We start from the raw sequence: 14,732 nt of genomic DNA on the forward strand, positions 1-14,732 counted from the left end.
AAGGTCATGGCACGCACCCAGGAGCTGCGCCCCGGCGTCTACGTGATCGGCACCGAGAACTGGAGACTCAACTCCGGTCTGGTGCTGGGCACTCAGCGCGCCCTGGTGGTGGACACGGGTGCCGGGCCGCGTCAGGGCCGGGAGATCCTCGCGGCCGTCCGGGAGGTCACGGACCTGCCGCTGACCGTGGCGAACACCCATGCGCACTACGACCACTACATGGGCAACGCCGTGTTCGCCCGTGCCGGGGCCACGGAGTTCTGGGCCCACAAGGCGTGCGCGAGCGCCATGGCCGAGGTGGGGGAGTACCAGCGCAGCTTCGTGAGCACGCAGGAGCCGGAGATGGGCGCGGGCGAGGGCATCGACACCCGCCTGGTGCTGCCCACCAACACGCTTCCGGGCACGGGGCTGCGCCCCTCGCTCACGCGCATCGACCTGGGCGAGCGTCCCGTGACCCTGTTCTTTCTGGGCCCCGGCCACACGGACAACGACGTCTGCGTGGGCGTGGACGACGTCGTCTTCTGCGGGGACCTCATCGAGGAGGGCGCGGACCCGAACTTCGAGGACGCCTTCCCGCAGCGCTGGGTGGAGTCCCTGCGGGCGCTGGCCACGCTGGAGCGCTACACGGCGTTCGTGCCGGGCCACGGCACCCCGGTGTCCGTGAACTTCGTGACGCAGCAGGCGGACACCATGGAGCTCGCCATCCAGCGCGCCCGGGACGTCCACCGCTCCGAGGAGGGCCCGTCCACCGCGGCCATGTACCGCCTGCCCTACCAGGCCGGGGTGGCGCGCGTGTTCCTGGACCGCTGGGCGCTCATCGCCTCACAGGACGCAGCCGACGCGACACCACCGACCACCCCAGCGCGGCCGCGGACGCAATCCCCAGATACCCCGCCGTCAGCGTGATCCGCCCGGCGAACGTGCCCGCCAGGGTGGGATAGGGCCACCACACGGCCACCGCCAGCAGCACCGCGGTGAGCACGGTCAGGGTGATGGCCGTCCCCAGCCGGGGCCGCACCGGCGCACCGGGACCGTACGGCACCACCTGCCACGGCTCGACCCCGCCCCACCCCGCGTTCCGGGGAGCGTTCTGGCGCACGGAGGACGACGCCGCCCGCTCGCGCTGCAGCGCGTCCCGCTCGTGGGCGGGTGGCACCCAGGCGCTGTCGCCGCGGTCCGTGCTCCACGCGCGTTCCTGGCGGCGGCGGGAACGGTCCTCGCGCAGCCGCTGGTAGGCCCGGGCCGGGGAGGTTCCGGCGCGGGTGCGGGCGAGGGCGGCGTCGAGAAGCTGGGCGACGAGCGCGGCCACGACACCCCAGCCGCCCACGATGAGCAGCGCGGCCACCGCGTCCGTGGGGCGGTGCCAGCCGTTGAGCACGGTGGTCATGCCCACGAGTGCCGCGGTGAACGCACCCCACCGCCCGGCGCGGGCGCGACGGTGCGCGGGCGCCACCAGCAGCGCGGCCATGAGCAGCGAAGCCGCGGCGGTGGTGTGCCCGGAGGGCAAGGAGTTGGACGCGATCTGCTGCACGCCCAGGTCCGGCTTGTCGAAGACCCCGTGCTTGAGCACCTGGGTGGTGAGGTTCGCCGCCACCACGGCGGCCAGCGCGCACGGCGCGGCGATCCACCGCCGGTGCCGCACGGCCCACACGAGCGCCAGCAGACCCGCGGCCACCGCCACGACCTCCGGCAGCAGCTGCGCGGCCACCAGCACCGGTCCCGGGAAGAACGTGTTGCGGTCCGCCTTGGCCTGCTGCAGCGCGGCCTCGTCCAGCGCCTGACCGGTCATGGTGCCCAGCCCGCCGTGGGCGATCAGCAGCACGAGTCCCCACAGCACGGCCAGCCACACGAGCGCCCCGATCACGGTGCGCGCGCCCACGGGGCGGGACGACGGGGCGGCGGGGCCGGGCTGGCCCGCAGTCGGGTAGCCGACCCCGGGCTGGCCGGGACTCGGGTAACCGGAGCCGGGGTGGCCCGGTGCGCCGTACCCGGGAGCGGGGTACTGGTCACCGCGGTAGGGATCGGGACCTGGGGGGTGCTGGCTGTAGGACACGGACGGCGGACCTCATCGGGGAGAGAACGGACGGGTCCTCTCGGACGGCGTGGACCCGGCCCTCCATGGTGGCATGCTCCGCCCGGTACTGGCTGTGAGCCGCCCCCGCGGCGGCTCAGCGGCGGGTGCGCGTGAACGCGGAGACGCCGGTGATCGCCCGGCCCACGATGAGCGCCTGCACGGAGTCCGTGCCCTCGTACGTGGAGACCACCTCCATGTCCGTGAGGTGGCGGCCGATGTGGTTCTCCAGCAGCAGCCCGTTGCCGCCCAGCATGTCCCGGGCGGTGCGGCACATGTCCAGGGCCTTGCGGGACGTGGTCATCTTCACCAGGGAGGCCATGGCGTCCGTGAGCTGGTCGCTCTCCTGCAGCTGCGCCATGCGGGTGCACAGCAGCTGCATGGAGGTCAGGTCCGAGAGCATGGTGGCCAGGCGCTCCTGCACCAGCTGGTAGTTGGCGATCGGCATGCCGAACTGCTCGCGCTCCAGGGCGTAGTTCGCGGCGATCTCGAACGCCGCCATGCCGTGGCCCACGGCCTCCCACGAGGCACCGCCGCGGGTGGCCTTGAGCACCTTGTTGACGTCCTTGAAGCTGTGGCAGTTCTCCAGCCGGTTCTCCTCGGGGATCCGCAGGCCCTCGATCACGATGTCCGCCTGGTTGATGGCGCGCTTGCCGATCTTGCCGTCGATCACGGTGGGGCGGTAGCCCTGCGGGTACTCGCCGTCCTCCTGCTTCTCCACCACGAAGCACTTGACCTGCCCGTCCGCCTCGTCCCGGGCGTAGAGCACGATCACGTCCGCGGCGTGGCCGTTGCCGATCCAGCGCTTGTGCCCGTTGAGCACCCAGTGGTCCCCGTCCCGGCGCGCGGAGGTCTCCAGGGACACCGAGTCCGAGCCGTGGGTGGGCTCGGTGAGCGCGAACGCCCCGGTCTTCTCGATCGTCGCCATGGTGGGCAGCCACCGTTGGCGCTGCTCCTCGTTGCCCAGCATGTAGATGCTGCCCATGCACAGGTTGGAGTGCACCCCGAAGAACGTGTTCACGGAGCCGTCGATCCGGCCCATCTCCCGGGCCACCAGCCCGGCGGCCTGCCGGGAGAGCCCGGGGCAGCCGTAGCCCTCGATGAACGTGCCCACGATCCCCAGCTCCGCGAGGCCCTTGAACACGGGCAGGGGGTGCTCGCCGCGCTCCCAGAACGCGTTGATCGCGGGCAGCACGTGCTCCTGGCCGTAGGCCCGCACGCGGTCACGCAGGGCGGTCTCCTCGGCGGAGAGCTGCTGGTCCAGCAGGAAGAAGTCGGGGTTCTCGAGCAGTTCGCTCATGGGATGTCCTTTCGGTGGGTGCGGAGCCAGTCCATGACCTCGGTGCCGTCCGCGCCGAGGGCGGGCGGGGCCTTGTCGTAGCGCACCGGGGTGCGGCTGAAGGTCACGGGGTTCTTGATCAGGGGCACGGCCTCCTCGCCCTCGCCCACCTCGACCACGGGCTCCAGGCCCAGGGAGGCCGCGTACTCCACGCCCTCCGGGATGGTGAGGATGGGGGCGCACGGCAGGCCCTCCGCCTGCAGCCGGGACGCCCACACCTCGGCGGTGTCCGAGGACAGCGCCTCGTTGAGCAGCGGGCGCAGCTCGTCCCGGTGGTGGTTGCGGTTCTCCACGGTGTCGAAGCGAGGATCCTCGGCGAGCTCGGGCAGCCCGAGGACCGTGACGAAGCGCCGGAACTGGGGGTTGTTGCCCACCGTGATGATGAGGTCCTTGTCCGCGGTGGGGAAGGGGCCGTAGGGGAACAGGCTGGGGTGGTCGTTGCCCATGCGCTGGGGGTCGTTGCCGCACGCGGCGTAGCCCGTGGTCTGGTTGACCAGGGAGGACAGCGCCGAGGAGAGCAGGTCCAGGTGGATGTGCTGGCCCTTCCCGGAGGCGTCCCGCTCGTGCAGGGCGCCCAGAATGGCCACGGCGGCGTGCAGGCCGGTGAGGACGTCGAACATCGCCACGCCCGCACGCTGGGGCGGGCCGTCCGCGGAGCCGGTCACGGACATGAAGCCCGAGACACCCTGGACCAGCAGGTCGTAGCCGGGCAGGTGCGCGCCGCGGTCCGTGCCGAATCCGGTGATGCTCGTGTGGATGAGCCCGGGCCACCGCTCGGCCACGGCCTCGGGGTCCAGCCCATAGCGGGCCAGCCCGCCGGGCTTGAAGTTCTCGACGAACACGTCCGCGGCGTCGATGATCTCGTACGCGGTCTCCAGGTCCGCCGGATCGCGCAGGTCCAGCACGATGGAGTGCTTGTTGCGGTTCACGGAGAGGTAGTAGGTGCCCACCCCGTCCCGGCTGGGCGGCTTGTACCCGCGGGTGTCGTCCCCGGCGGGGCCCTCCACCTTGACCACGGTGGCGCCCATGTCCGCGAGCAGCATGGTGCAGTAGGGGCCCGCGAGCACGCGGGAGAAGTCCGCGACGACCACTCCGCTGAGCGGCCCGGGGGTCGCAGGATCCTGGGTGAGGGACATGAACGCTCCACTGTGACGGGGACTGTGTTGCATCCCACACAACCACCGCCATTGGGTTCTGTCCAATGCAAAAAGAGCGGGGGACTGATGCGGATGTGGCAACAATCACGTAGGCTCCGCCCATGGAAGTCCACGAGGCCAAGGCTTTCCTGGCGGTTGCGGAGGAGCTGCACTTCGGGCGGGCCGCCGCCACCCTGCGGATCGCGCAGCCACCCCTGAGCCGGCTGATCAAGAGCATCGAGAAGTCCCTGGGCGCGCAGCTGTTCGAGCGCAGCACCCGGCAGGTCTCGCTCACCCCGGCCGGTGCGGCCCTCGTGGAGCCTGCACGGGAGCTGGTGGCGGCCTCGGAGCAGGCCCGCACCGCGGTGGCCAAGTCCATGACCGGGGAGACCGGGCGGGTGCGCCTCGGGTTCGCGGGGGCGTCCATCAACCGGAAGGTGGGGGAGCTGGCCCGCCACGTGCGCACCCACCGCCCCGGGGTGCACCTGGAGCTGCACGGCTCGCAGTTCTCCCACACCGCCATGCAGAAGGTGCTGGACGGCTCCCTGGACGTGGCCATCGGGCGGTGGGACTTCATCCCCTCGGAGCTGCGCTCGTCCGTGATCGGGCACGAGGAGGTCATGGTGGTGCTGCCCAGCAACCACCCGCTCGCGGAGGCGCCCCGGGTGGAGATGTCCCAGCTGGCCGAGGAGTCCTGGGTGATCCTGCCCGCGGGTCCGGGGGCCGCGCTGCAGAACCGGCTGACCTCCCTGGCCACCGCCGCGGGCTTCGTGCCGCGGGTGGCCCAGGTGGCACCGGACTCGTGGACGCTGGTGGTGCTCGTGGCCGCCCAGATCGGCTGCGCCCTGAGCCTGGACACCGTGCGGGACAACGTGTCCTCGGACGGCGTGGTGTTCCGGCCCCTCGCCCAGCCGCAGCGCCCCCTGGACGTGCAGCTCGTGTGGCGGGCGGCGGACTCCAACCCCGCGCTGCGCGCTGTGGTGCGCCTGGCCCAGAACCTCTACGGGGACCCCCGCGGCCAGGCTGCAGAGGTCCCCGGGAGCTAGCTGTACAGCTAGCGGGTCCTACTCGTAGTCGTACCACCCGTGGCCGGTCTTGCGGCCGTAGTCACCGGCCTCGTACTTCTCCTTGACGGACTCCGCCGGCAGGGACGCGGGGTCGCCGGTCTGCTCGTACTCGGCCAGCCGGATCAGGTAGACCACGTCGATGCCCACCATGTCCATGAGCTCGAACGGACCCATGGGGTGGTTCAGGGCGGTCTTGGCGGCCACGTCGATGTCCTTGTAGTCCGCCACACCGTCTTCGTAGAGCTTCAGCGCCTCGGAGCGCAGCGCACCCAGCAGGCGGTTGGCCACGAAGCCCGGGACCTCCTTCTTGAGCTCCACGGGGGCCTTGCCGATCGAGCGGGCCAGCTCCATGGCGGTCTCCACGGTCTCGCGCGAGGTGCCCTCATGGGGGACCACCTCCACGCACTTCATCACCAGCGCGGGGTTGAAGAAGTGCACGTTGCACACCTTCTCCGGGCGGTTCGTGGCGTCCGCCACGCGCGAGGAGACGATGTTCGAGGAGTTCGTGGCCAGGATGGTGTGCTCGGGGCACACGGCGTCCAGTTCCGCGAAGACCTGGCGCTTGATGGTGAGGTCCTCCACCGCGGCCTCGATCACGAAGTCCGCCTGCGCGGCGCACACGTCCCGGTCCGTGGAGAACGTCAGGCGCTCGAACGCGGCATCGACGTCCTCCTGGGTGCGCCGGCCCTTGCTGACGTCCCGGTCCATGCGGGAGTGCAGCTGCTCGGAGGCCTTGTCCACGGCCTCCTGCTTGATGTCCACCACGTCCGTGTCGTACCCGGCCAGGGCGCACACCATAGCGATCTGGGAGCCCATGGCCCCGGCGCCGATCACGGTGATGTGCTGGATGTCCTTCAGGGGGTTCTCGCTCACTTGCTCACGTCCTTCTGTGCGTTCTGCGGCGCGTCCTTCTGTGCTGCGCTGTGGAAATCGGGGGTCCGCTTCTCCAGGAACGCGGTGGTTCCCTCGGCCTTCTCGGCGCTGCTGTAGAGCACGGACTGGGCCAGGCGCTCCAGCAGGATCCCGGTCTGGTGGTCCACGTCGAAGCCGTGGCGGATCACGGTCTTGGCGAGCTGGATGGCCAGCGGCCCCTTGGCCATGATGGCCTGCGCCGCCTCGCGGGCGGTGGCCAGCAGCTCGCCCGGCTCCACCACCTGCGTCACGAGCCCCATGTCCAGGGCCTCGTCCGCCTTCACGCGGCGCCCGGTGAGCACGATCTCGGTGGCCCGGCCCAGGCCCACGAGCTTGGCCAGGCGCTGCGTGCCGCCCGCGGCGGGCATGATGCCCAGCCCGGTCTCGGGCAGCGCGAACTGCGCGTTGGTGGAGGCCACACGGATGTCGCACGCCAGGGCGAGCTCGTGCCCGCCGCCGAACGCGTAGCCGTTCACGGCCGCGATGGTGGGCTTGGGGAACTGCTCCACCTTCTCGTACACGCCCTGCATGGTGGCCTTCAGCCCGTCCTTGGGGGTGCGCACGGCGAGCTCGTTGATGTCCGCGCCCGCCACGAACGCCTTGTCCCCGGCGCCGGTGAAGACCAGCACCTGCACGTCATCGTTCTCGGCCAGCTCCGCGAGGGTCTCGGTGATGGCCCGCAGCACGGTCGCGTTGATCGCGTTGCGCACCTCCGGCCGGTTCACGGTGACCAGGGCGATCCCGTCCGTGACATCCACGGTCAGGACGTCGGTGTTCTCTGCGCTCATGATGCGTTCTCCTTCGTGTTCTCGTGCGGGGCGTGCGCACCCGCGGGGGCACCACCGGTGCCGTGCGCGCCGTGCGTGCCGCGGGCGGCGTCGGGAACCTCGGCTCCCTCCGGCACCCGGGTGATCTGCCCGGTCTCGGGGTCGACGACGGCGCGCGGCCGGCTCAGGCGCGCGAGCACCGCGGCCGCGACCACCAGCGCCAGACCGATGAGCGTGACCAGGGCCCCAGGCAAGAACATCATGAATCCGCCCACCGCGAGAACCACCCGCAGGTACAGGGGCAGCTGGCGTTCCACGAACGTGAGCCAGCCGCCCATGGCCGCGGCGATCGCGTAGACCGCCACGAGGCTGGAGAGGAAGGCCAGCACGATGTGCACCGGCTCCCCCTGGGCCACCAGCGCGGGGTTGAGCGCGAAGCCGAACGGCACCACGTACTTCACCGCGCCGAGCCTCATGGCGGAGAAGCACGTGGCCATGGGGGAGGCCTTGGAGATGCCCGCCGCCGCGAAGGCCGCGAGCCCCACGGGCGGGGTGATGTAGGAGACCGAGGCCCAGTAGATGACGAACAGGTGGGCGGCGATCGGGTCCACGCCCAGTGCCGTGACGGCCGGGACCATCACGATGGCCAGGAACACGTACGCGGCGGAGATGGTCAGGCCCATGCCCAGGATGAAGCACACCACGGCCCCGGCGATCAGGATCAGCACCACGTTGTCGCCCACCAGGGCCACCAGGTCGCGGGACAGGGACAGCGCCACACCCGTGGCGGTCAGACCGCCCAGGATCAGGCCCACGCCGGCGATGATGCCCACGATCTGCGCGAGCGTCTTGCCCACGTCCACGCCCATGTCCACCCACTGCCGCGGTCCGAACGTGACACCGGGCTTGACCAGGGCGATGAGCAGGAGGATGGCCACCACCCAGTAGGGGACCTGGGCCTCGGAGTCCGTGGTGAACAGCAGCACGGTCAGCACGGCCAGCGCGCCCAGGTAGGGCCAGCCCTGGAGCAGGGCGTGACGGGCCCGGGGCAGCAGGTCCTTCGGGGTGCCCCGCAGCCCGCGCTGGGCGGCGTAGCCGTCGATCTGAAGGAAGATGCCCAGGTAGTACAGGATCGCGGGGATCGTCGCGGCCACGAGGATCGTGGTGTAGGGGACGCCCACGAAGGAGACCATCAGGAACGCCGCGGTGCCCATGATGGGCGGGGTGATGGAACCGCCGGAGGACGCGGTGGCCTCCACGGCGCCGGCCACCCGCGCGCTGAACCCGGAGCGCTTCATGGCCGGAATGGTCATGGGCCCGGTGGTCAGCACGTTGGACACCGCCGAGCCGCTCATCATGCCCATGGCCGCGGAGCTGGCCACGGCCACCTTGGCGGAGCCGCCGCGGTAGCGGCCGAACAGAGCCATGGACAGCTCGTGGAAGAAGTCCGCCCCGCCGGTGTGCTGCAGCACCACGCCGAAGAGCAGGAAGCCCACCAGGATGGTGCCCGCGGTCTGCAGGGGCAGGCCCAGGACGCTGTCCACTCCCATGGTGTGCACGGTGGCGAGGGTGGGGAGGTCGTAGGAGATGCCCTGCAGGAAGGACAGCGGGATCACCCCGGCGATCAACGGGTACACCGAGAAGAGGAACGCGATCACCAGCACCACCCACCCGGCGGCCCGGCGCAGGGTCTCCAGGATCAGGGCCCAGAAGATGAAGCTGAGCACGGTGGCCAGGGTGGGGGCCATGTACTGCCAGCCGTATTCCTGGATCTCGATGCCGTGGACCGCGAAGTACACGCTGGTGACCACCACGGCCAGCACCAGGAGCACGTCGTACCACGGCACGCCCCGCCGCTGCCGAGCCGCGGACCCGGGGGCGTGCTTGCGGATGGGGGTCACGATGAACACGATCGGCACGAACACGGCGATCAGCAGGTACAGGAACGAGTTGGTGGGGATGGTCACCCCGCCCACGTTCCAGAAGAACACCTGGTTCATGGTCAGCAGCACGCCCACCACGGTCAGCACGATCACCAGGCTGCGCCAGAACGGCGTCAGTCGGGGGCTCGCGTCGTGCAGGGAGACGTCCGAGGGCATGGTGGGCTGGGCGGCGTCGTCGCCCCCGTGCGGGTGCGTGGCGGTGATCTCAGCGCCGGTGCGGGGGTCGATGGCCGGCCCGGGGGTGGTGATGGGGCCAGCGGTGCCAGCGGGAGCCGAGGCACTGGCGGGGCCGGCGGCGTCGCCGGTCTGGTACGGGGTGCTCATGCGTGGCCTCCGGAGGGTGCGGTGGTGGACGAGGCGCCGGGCAGGGTGCCGGGGGTGTCCGGGAGCTCGGGGAGGTTGGCCTTCTTCCAGTCCACCCACTCCTTGCGCGCGGACTTGGGGTCCTCGCGGTCCTTGTGGTCCTGCCAGAACGCGGGCCAGGCCTCGTGCATGCGGCGCTCGCGCTCCAGCAGGGCGTCCTGACGGGTCTGCAAGTCCCTGCTCCAGCGGCCCTTGCTGGTGAGGAACTCCACCATGGCGTCGTGGAACGGGATCACCAGGGGCGTGAGTTGGATCTGGTCCGTGCCGAAGCGGTGGGCGTCCGGGGTGGTGTCCTTGTAGTCCGGGTAGTAGCGGTCCATGTCCGCGACCAGCGCGGCCACCTCCTCCGCGGGGCGGTCCGCGCGGGCGACCACCGGGATGGTGTACTGCATGTTCACCGCCGTCTCGCCCTTGGCCAGACCCGCGCCCTTGGAGAACTCGCCGGGCTTGACCATGGGGGCCAGCTCCTTCCACGTGGCGTACTGGGAGGGTGTGCCGCCGCCCAGGTTCAGCCAGCGGATGGGGTACTGGGACGCGAGCTCGGAGACGTTGGCGCCCACCACGTTCTGGTACAGGGTGTCGATCTGCCCGGTCTTCAGCGCCTCGATCTGGCCGCTGTAGGTGACGTCCACCATCTGGACGTCCTTGCCGGTGAGGCCGCCGAAGTTGAGGATCGCCTCCATCTTGCGGTTGATGGACGTGCTCGCGATCAGCTTGGGGAACTTCTTCCCCTTGAGGTCCGCCACGGTCTCGATGCCGCTGTCCTTGCGCACCAGCACCCCGTAGTTGCCCGGGGGAGTCCACACCAGGCGCAGCGCCTGCGGGCCCCACTGCTCGGAGCAGTACTCGTCGTTGCCCTCGAACGCGTAGTAGTACTCGTCCCCGGTGCGCGAGTACTGCGCGGTCCCGTTGATCAGCGGCGCCAGGCGCCCGATGCCGGTGTCCGAGGTCATCAGCCGGATCTGCCGTCCCGTCTTCTGGGTCAGCGTGTTGGCCACCGCGGCGAGGTCGTTGTACGTGCCCGTGCCCACTCCGTACGTGGACCACACGAGCTGCGGGGAGCCCCCGGCGGCCTTCGAGCCGCCTGAGCACCCGGCCACACCGGCCAGCACGGGTAACGACGCCGCTGCGGCCAGGAGCGCGCGGCGGTTGAGTGTACGGGGCATGGGGCCTCCACTGAACGGGTCCGACGGATCGACCGGGTCCGGCCCCTCTCGCGCTCGCGGAGGGGCGGACAACCGGAGACTCCCATTCATACAATGGATGGGTGACCCAGAACACTTACTCTTGAGTTTCATGCGGAACGGGTATCAGTGGTGGTTGGGGCGGGCAATGCCGGGTCGGGTTGCACCACAGGTGAGCGCCGCTGCCACCATCAGGCGGGGCGGTCGTGGCCGGCGGAGCCAGGGCGGCTCGTGGCCGGCGCGGGTCGCCGGTCAGGCCCCGCCTCACACGTTCGTGCCCTCTCAGTGCGAGGCCGCCGGGCCCCCTTCGTGCGCCACGTTGCGCTGGTGCGCCTGCACGTCCGCGAGGAGACGACGCCGCTGCAGCTCCACCGTGCGACCGTCACCTCGGTCGGTCCGAGGGTTCGATCGTCCGCCGGGCCGGCGTCGGAACGTGGTCGTACCGCGGGCAACTCTGGCCGACTGGCCAATCGACCCATGCGGCGCGCTCCCCGATAGGCTCCGGCCATGGACACTTCCGCTCTGGACTACGTCGTGACCGAGTGCAAGGCACTACTCGAAACCCGGTTTCCGGACGGGTCGGAGCACGGTGCGGCGGTGGCGGGCCGGGACGATCCCACGGCGGTCGTGTGGAAGCGATTGGCGGACCTGCTGCCGGACTACTGGCTGACCGCGCTGACGGGTGACGCCCGCCCCGGCTGGCTGCGGTGACGGGATGCCCCGCGGGGAAGTGGGTCCGGCATAGGGTTCCCTCATGAGCACTCGAGGAATGAGCGTGGGGGAGCGAGCGGCGTCGTCGTCGGCGGTGGCGCCCGAGGAGGACATCGACCGTTTCGACGCGGAGGCCCGGCGATGGTGCGCCGAGGCCGTGGCGAAGGTGCGGGCGGAGGGCAACCGGTCGTCGGACACGCACCTGCTATCGGTGCCGCTGCCCGAGGAGTGGGGCGTGGACCTGTACCTCAAGGACGAGTCCACGCACCCCACGGGCTCGCTCAAGCACCGCCTGGCGCGCTCGCTGTTCCTGCACGCGCTGTGCAACGGGTGGGTGCGCAAGGGGCGGCCGGTGATCGAGGCGTCGAGCGGGTCCACGGCGGTGTCCGAGGCGTACTTTGCACGGCTGATCGGGGTGCCGTTCATCGCCGTCATGGCCCAGGGGACCAGCCGTGACAAGATCCGCCTGATCGAGCTGCATGGCGGTCGCTGCCATTTCGTGGAGCGCCCGGACCAGGTGTACGACGTCGCCGCGGGCCTCGCGCGCGAGACCGGCGGTCACTACATGGACCAGTTCGCGTTCGCCGAACGGGCCACGGATTGGCGCGGGAACAACAACATCGCGGAGTCGCTGTTCGCGCAGATGTCCCAGGAGCGCTATCCGGATCCCGCGTGGATCGTGGCCACGGCAGGCACCGGCGGGACCTCTGCGACGATCGCCCGCTACGTGCGCTACACCGGCCGCCAGACGGGGGTGTGCGTGGCGGACCCGGAGAACTCGGCCTTCCTCCCGGCTTGGCGCGAGCAGGACCCCTCGGTGACGACGCCGCTCGGGTCCCGGATCGAGGGCATCGGCCGGCAGCGCGTGGAGCCGAGCTTCATGGGCTCGGCGATCGACCGGATGATCCGCGTTCCCGACGCCGCCGCGGTCGCCGCGATCCGCCACCTGGACACCCTGATCGGTCGCAAGGCCGGGGCCTCCACGGGCACGGGGCTGTGGGCGGCGTTGCGCATCATCTCCGAGATGGTGCGGGCGGGGGAGCGGGGCAGCGTGATCGCGCTGCTGTGCGACCCCGGGGACCGCTACCTGGACAAGTACTACTCGGACGAGTGGCTGGCGGGGGAGGGATTGGACATCGCCCCGTACCTCGAGCGGTTGGAGGGGTTCATGGGAGATGGGGAGTTGGGGTGAGCTACGAGTCACCCCGCCCGGCGACGATGAAGATGGGCAGTCAGCGTTGTGGGGTGCCCCTTGGAACTGGCTTCTAGCCGACTCCTGCGGTCCGCTTTTCGAGTTCCATAGCAAATAGGGGCAAGCCGGCGCGAGCGAGACCCTCGAGGTACCCATTCCACGTGATCTCCGGACTCCGCATGTCCGCCACCACTTCTTCGGCGATGCGGACCACTGTTGAAGGGTCCAAATCCAACTGGTCGAGTAAGAAGTCATCCGGAGACCGCACCGCAACGTCACAGGGCTTGAGGGCGGTCGTCGGGAAGTCCTTCTGGTTGGATGTCACGATGAGCTCGGCTCTTGAACGGACCGCTGCCGCCAGCACATGTCTGGCCTTGGGGTCATTGGTCATGGCAGGCACGAGGCTCTCGTAGTTCTCGACCAGAGCGGCCTGAATTGCTTGGCCGTGGCCAGACGCAGTAGTAGATCTGCGATAGGCATGGGAATCAATACGCATGCATCGAGAACCACCGGGAACGACATGGGGAGTTACCGGGTGGCCGGGTCTGCCGGGATGTCGAAGTATGTGCCGTGGTTCGCTGCCTCGTGAGTTGCCTGTCGGAGACCTTCGCGGCGTGTCTTCTCGAGACGTTCTTCGTAGGCAATGAGATTAGTCAGCAGGACTCTGCGGTGCCTTCCGACCTTGGTGAATGGGATATCACCTTGCTCCAGCAGCTTGACCAGTGTTGGCCGGGAGATTCCCAGATGATCAGCAGCCCTCGCTCTGCCGCAGCCGCTCCCATAGGTCGAACGCCAGAGCGGGTACCGCGGGACAATGTTGACGCCAGTTAGGAGTTGCGGGTTTTTCCAGGATTGGCATTGCCGCCCTGCCCGGCGACGAGGCGACGCGTCCCCTTCGCGCAGTAGGCGACCACCCGCTCGAGCGGTCCCTGCCCCAGAGTCCGTTGCCAGATGACCGCGAAGACGGCGGCCACAAGTACGTGCACGAGGTACCAGAGGTAGGGGGAGTCGTAATGCAGCTCGAGGGACAGCGCCAGCAGGTGCGCCGAGTACAGCGTGAGGGTCATGGATCCCATCGCCGACAACGGCAGTAGCCAGTCCCCGATCTTCTGACTGATCAGCAGGAACACCCCCAGCACCGCCAAACTCAGTCCGAGGCTGGTCGCAATGGTCAGCGGCGTGTTGGAATGCGGGGTCGTGATGGCCAACCACCACCCGGTGTCGGTTGGTAGCGAGCCAGTACCCCACACCAGGATCTCGTCGAGCGTGGACTCGCTCAAGCGCGATGCCTCCTGCAATACGGAGTAGCCCCCGAGGCCGTAGAGGAGCACGGCGGACACGAGCTGGGCCAACACGGTGAGCGCGACGCCCACGATCACCAGGCGGACCTGGGTGCGCACTGCTCGCAAATCCAAGCGGCCCAGCCCCATCCCCACCAGTAGATACGTCATGTACGGCAGCGCCGGGTAGTTGCCCGTCAGCAGGAGCTGAGAAAGCGTGCCCGCGGGGTTGCTGAGGACATTGGGCAGCGTGGGGTTGTAGTACCACCACTCCGGCAGAACATCCAGCATGCGCTGCATCAGCAGGGGCGAGAGGATCCCGAACGCGGCGGCCCAGATGAACAGCGTCTTGGGGCGGGCATGCAGGAACGGGATGGCCAGGATGAAGAACATGCCGTAGTAGAACAGGATGTTGTAGGCGGGAGGATCCTCCGGCATCGCGGCGTTGACGGTCATGCCCACCGTGACGATCAGCAGGGCGCGGACCAGGACACTCACCCGGTCAGCGGTCAGGGCTCGCCCCTCGCGTGGTTGCCGGGCGCCGGAGCCCAGCGCCAGGCCCACTCCGGCCAGCAGCGCGAACAGGGCCGCCGAGTGCCCGGAGAACAGTCGCCAGGACCAGCTGGCCTCCCCGGTCTGCTCGTTCCACGCGGGCAGCAGGTGGATGGCCATGAGCCCGATCAGTGCCAGCCCCCGGGCGGCATCGATCCCCACCAGTCGCCGCTTGCGTGGCGCCCCGTCCGTTGCGGTTGCCACGTCCCCCGTGC

The 14,732-nt window shown here is 69.9% G+C and carries 14 protein-coding genes; 4 read left to right on the forward strand and 10 right to left on the reverse strand.

Annotated features, from left to right (window positions below; translation table 11 throughout):
- Window positions 1-6 precede the first annotated feature (6 nt).
- Window positions 7-906, forward strand: coding sequence for an MBL fold metallo-hydrolase (locus tag DNL27_RS03175; RefSeq protein WP_204360324.1), 900 nt, complete (start codon window positions 7-9; stop codon window positions 904-906).
- Here DNL27_RS03175 and DNL27_RS03180 read toward each other — a convergent pair.
- The 3 genes from DNL27_RS03180 to DNL27_RS03190 all read right to left on the reverse strand — a co-directional run bounded on the left by DNL27_RS03180 (window position 815) and on the right by DNL27_RS03190 (window position 4,546).
- A complete protein-coding gene (locus tag DNL27_RS03180) occupies window positions 815-2,053 on the reverse strand; it encodes a phosphatase PAP2 family protein (RefSeq protein ID WP_239494432.1) in 1,239 nt (412 codons plus the stop codon). The two genes, DNL27_RS03175 and DNL27_RS03180, sit on opposite strands and share 92 nt — an antisense overlap.
- A gap of 115 nt (window positions 2,054-2,168) precedes the next feature.
- Window positions 2,169-3,371 (reverse strand): acyl-CoA dehydrogenase family protein, encoded by a 1,203-nt coding sequence (locus tag DNL27_RS03185; protein WP_112234685.1) that lies wholly within the window; start codon window positions 3,369-3,371, stop codon window positions 2,169-2,171.
- Entirely contained in the window at window positions 3,368-4,546 is a 1,179-nt protein-coding gene (locus tag DNL27_RS03190) for a CaiB/BaiF CoA-transferase family protein (protein ID WP_112234686.1), read from the reverse strand. Before DNL27_RS03190 ends, DNL27_RS03185 begins: the two co-directional genes overlap by 4 nt.
- A gap of 122 nt (window positions 4,547-4,668) precedes the next feature.
- On the opposite strand from DNL27_RS03190, the gene DNL27_RS03195 reads away from it, so the two are divergent.
- A complete protein-coding gene (locus DNL27_RS03195) occupies window positions 4,669-5,592 on the forward strand; it encodes a LysR family transcriptional regulator (RefSeq protein ID WP_012397581.1) in 924 nt (307 codons plus the stop codon).
- An 18-nt stretch (window positions 5,593-5,610) separates the two neighbouring features.
- Here DNL27_RS03195 and DNL27_RS03200 read toward each other — a convergent pair whose 3' ends face one another.
- From DNL27_RS03200 to DNL27_RS03215, 4 genes are read right to left on the reverse strand one after another with little or no spacing between them, the layout of a single operon-like run.
- A complete protein-coding gene (locus DNL27_RS03200; RefSeq protein ID WP_112234687.1) occupies window positions 5,611-6,486 on the reverse strand; it encodes a 3-hydroxyacyl-CoA dehydrogenase family protein in 876 nt (291 codons plus the stop codon).
- A complete protein-coding gene (locus DNL27_RS03205; RefSeq protein ID WP_112234688.1) occupies window positions 6,483-7,313 on the reverse strand; it encodes an enoyl-CoA hydratase/isomerase family protein in 831 nt (276 codons plus the stop codon). Before DNL27_RS03205 ends, DNL27_RS03200 begins: the two co-directional genes overlap by 4 nt.
- Window positions 7,310-9,559: a TRAP transporter permease gene (locus DNL27_RS03210; RefSeq protein ID WP_112234689.1), complete on the reverse strand. Its 2,250-nt coding sequence runs from the start codon at window positions 9,557-9,559 to the stop codon at window positions 7,310-7,312. Before DNL27_RS03210 ends, DNL27_RS03205 begins: the two co-directional genes overlap by 4 nt.
- Window positions 9,556-10,764, reverse strand: a complete 1,209-nt coding sequence (locus DNL27_RS03215; protein ID WP_112234690.1) for a TAXI family TRAP transporter solute-binding subunit — start codon at window positions 10,762-10,764, stop codon at window positions 9,556-9,558. Before DNL27_RS03215 ends, DNL27_RS03210 begins: the two co-directional genes overlap by 4 nt.
- A 525-nt stretch (window positions 10,765-11,289) precedes the next feature.
- Here DNL27_RS03215 and DNL27_RS03220 point away from each other — a divergent pair.
- Complete coding sequence (locus DNL27_RS03220) at window positions 11,290-11,493, forward strand: hypothetical protein (protein WP_112234691.1); 204 nt, start codon at window positions 11,290-11,292, stop codon at window positions 11,491-11,493.
- A gap of 43 nt (window positions 11,494-11,536) precedes the next feature.
- A complete protein-coding gene (locus DNL27_RS03225; RefSeq protein WP_112234692.1) occupies window positions 11,537-12,685 on the forward strand; it encodes a PLP-dependent cysteine synthase family protein in 1,149 nt (382 codons plus the stop codon).
- 73 nt (window positions 12,686-12,758) lie between these two features.
- Here DNL27_RS03225 and DNL27_RS03230 read toward each other — a convergent pair whose 3' ends face one another.
- The 3 genes from DNL27_RS03230 to DNL27_RS03240 are packed head-to-tail and all read right to left on the reverse strand — an operon-like array spanning window position 12,759 to window position 14,721.
- A complete protein-coding gene (locus DNL27_RS03230; RefSeq protein ID WP_204360325.1) occupies window positions 12,759-13,181 on the reverse strand; it encodes a hypothetical protein in 423 nt (140 codons plus the stop codon).
- Between the two features lie 32 nt (window positions 13,182-13,213).
- Entirely contained in the window at window positions 13,214-13,588 is a 375-nt protein-coding gene (locus DNL27_RS12370) for an excisionase family DNA-binding protein (protein ID WP_239494474.1), read from the reverse strand.
- The gene (locus DNL27_RS03240; RefSeq protein WP_112235740.1) at window positions 13,513-14,721 is read right to left on the reverse strand and encodes a heparan-alpha-glucosaminide N-acetyltransferase domain-containing protein; all 1,209 of its coding nucleotides are present in this window, start codon (window positions 14,719-14,721) and stop codon (window positions 13,513-13,515) included. Before DNL27_RS03240 ends, DNL27_RS12370 begins: the two co-directional genes overlap by 76 nt.
- Window positions 14,722-14,732 lie beyond the last annotated feature (11 nt).

It is taken from the genome of Kocuria sp. BT304, from assembly GCF_003290245.1.
Taxonomy (GTDB): domain Bacteria; phylum Actinomycetota; class Actinomycetes; order Actinomycetales; family Micrococcaceae; genus Kocuria; species Kocuria rhizophila_A.